Source organism: Bradyrhizobium sp. P2_E8, assembly GCF_056403875.1.
The window spans coordinates 1-2,459 of record NZ_JBFUES010001053.1; the positions used below are offsets into that span (position 1 = coordinate 1).

Here is a 2,459-nt window from a genome sequence, read left to right on the forward strand (position 1 = left end):
ACGACGATGGGGAGGCAGTGCGGGCCAAACCCGCGAACCTTGGCATGGCCGTACCGCGTTCGCCGACTAGGTCGGACGCGCGGGACCCCGTATAACCCCGCGTGAGAACCACACGAGGGTAAACATGTCGGAAGCTCAAATCACGGACTGGCTGGCGTCGCAGCGGCAGGCGATGATCGATCTCTTGCGCGACGTCGTGAACATCGATTCCGGGTCCTATGACAAGGAGGGCGTCGATGCGGTCGGTGCGCGGTTCGAGCGGCACTTTGCCGAGCACGGCATCCCGTTCCGGCGCGAGAACAATTCCACCTTCGGCGATGCGATCCATGCCGAGGTGGCAAAGCCAGGCAGCAACGAGAAACCGGTGCTGTTGATGGGCCATCGCGACACCGTGTTCGGCAAGGGCGAGGCCGGGCGGCGTCCCTTCACGATTGAGGGCAAGCGCGCGTATGGACCCGGCGTTGCCGACATGAAGTCCGGCGTCGTGATGAACATGTTCGTGGCGACCGCCTTCCACAAGTTCGGCGGCTCACCGCATCCGATCAAGGTGCTGATCACCTCGGACGAGGAGATCGGCTCGCCCTCGTCGCGTCCCGTGATCGAGCGTGAAGGACGCGCCGCGCGCGCGGTGTTCAACTCCGAGCCGGGCCGCCCCACGGGCAACGTCGTCACCGGCCGCAAGGGCGGCATCTTCATGCATCTGGCCATCACCGGCAAAGCCGCGCATTCCGGCGCCAATTTCGCCGCCGGCGTCAGCGCGATCGGCGAACTAGCGCACAAGATCGTCCAGATCCACGCGTTGACCAATCTCGACAAGGGCATCACGCTCAATGTCGGCCTTGTCTCCGGCGGCCAGTCCGTCAATACGACGGCGCCCTATGCCGAAGGCCAGATCGATCTGCGCTATGTCGATCCCGCAGACCGGGCCACGGTGATGGCCGCGATCGAAAAGATCGTCGCAACCTCCTACGTGCCGGGCACGAGCGCAACGCTGACGATCAAGGGCGAGTTCGTGCCGGTGGTGCAGAGCGAGGCCTCGAAGGCGCTGTTCGAGGGTTATCAAGCGGCCGCAAGGCAGGTCGGCCTCACCACGCTCCAGGGCGAGTTCTCCGGCGGCTGCGCCGATTCCGGTTTCACCGCCGCGGTCGGCACGCCGACCATCTGCGGCCTCGGCCCGGTCGGCGGGCTCGCGCACACGCCGGAGGAATATCTCGAGATCGACAGCATCGTGCCGCGCGCCCAGGCGCTGGCGCTGGCCATTTTAAAGGGGTGAGCACATGTGCCGTAGGGTGGATTAGCCGAAGGCGTAATCCACCAACTTCGTCCTACATTCGCTGAAGCAGGGTGGGTTACGTCCAGCGGTCTGCGCTTCGCGCAACCGCAGGTCTAACCCACCCTACGCACCGACGAGACCGTCACGAATAACTCGGCGCGTCCGGCTTGCGGAAGATGTGGATGGGGTCGCCGGGAATGATCGGCTGGCCGCTGAACATGGCATAGGCGTAGAGCGCGAGATAGGCGATCGCCAGCGCGCCGATGGCGTAGAAGGCCCAGGTCGCGACGCGCTTCATCGTTCCGCTCCATTGCCGTCCCGGCGGGAGGCTCAGGGCGCTTCTAGAGCGATGAGTGGGAAAAGGCCAGCCTTCCGCGCCGTCTGCCCGCGGCGATCAAATGCCGCGCCGGCTGCGCGAGGGAAGGCTGACCTCGGCGAGCCTTGCGGCGTCTTCGTCCTGGTCGACCGCCACGTACTGGCCGTGCCAATAGGCAAGCGCTGCAGTCCGCGTCGAACTCTTGACGTCCCTGACACGGCCGATGACGATGCCGTGCGAGTGCCGCTCGACGATCTCCTCGACCTCGCAATCGAAGGCCGACAATGCGCCGACCAGCAGCGGGACTCCCGAGACCGCCGTCACCCACCGGGCGCCGGCGAAACGGTCTGCGCCCTTGAGCCCGCCCTTGCCGGCAAAGCGCTCGGCGACGTCGAGCTGGTCGGCGTTGAGGATGTTCACGCCGAAGGCGCCGTGACGCCGGATCAGCGGGAAGGACGAGGCATCGCGATTGATGCTGACCAGCAGCGTCGGCGGTTCGACCGACAGCGAGGTAACCGAGGTCACCGTCATGCCGGTGATGTCCTTGCCCCGCCCGGCGGTGATGACGCTGACGCCGCCGGTGAGGTGGCGCATGGCGCCGCGGAAATCGGCGGGCGAGACGGGGATTTCAGTCATGAGATCGCGAGGCACTACATTCATGGCGTGGTCCCCGAAGCGGGGTTCCCTCTATTTAGGTACGATCGTCCGCCGACAAAAGGTGGCTCAGGATCGAGCCTTCGAGGCCTGCCAGCTCGGCCGAGCCGCGCTCCCGCGGCCGGGCTGCGTTAACCACGACGTCATGGGCAATCCGGCCCTCCTCGATCACCAGCACCCGGTCCGCCAGCGCGACCGCCTCGGAAACATCGTGGG

3 protein-coding genes and 1 pseudogene are annotated in these 2,459 nt (G+C 66.0%); 1 reads left to right on the forward strand and 3 read right to left on the reverse strand.

Features of this window, described 5'->3' with window-relative positions:
- Positions 1-124: 124 nt before the first annotated feature.
- Entirely contained in the window at positions 125-1,273 is a 1,149-nt protein-coding gene (locus tag AC1D00_RS36500; RefSeq protein WP_477014008.1) for a M20 family metallopeptidase, read from the forward strand.
- Positions 1,274-1,415: 142 nt separating this feature from the next.
- On the opposite strand, the gene AC1D00_RS36505 is transcribed toward AC1D00_RS36500, so the two are convergent.
- The 3 genes and pseudogenes from AC1D00_RS36505 to AC1D00_RS36515 all read right to left on the reverse strand — a co-directional run.
- Positions 1,416-1,571 carry a hypothetical protein gene (locus tag AC1D00_RS36505; RefSeq protein WP_027544964.1) on the reverse strand — a complete coding sequence of 52 codons (156 nt, stop codon included), beginning with the start codon at positions 1,569-1,571 and terminating at the stop codon, positions 1,416-1,418.
- A gap of 96 nt (positions 1,572-1,667) precedes the next feature.
- Positions 1,668-2,249: a flavin reductase family protein gene (locus AC1D00_RS36510; protein WP_027544963.1), complete on the reverse strand. Its 582-nt coding sequence runs from the start codon at positions 2,247-2,249 to the stop codon at positions 1,668-1,670.
- 31 nt (positions 2,250-2,280) lie between these two features.
- A pseudogene (locus tag AC1D00_RS36515) lies at positions 2,281-2,459 on the reverse strand (ABC transporter ATP-binding protein); the annotation flags it as partial.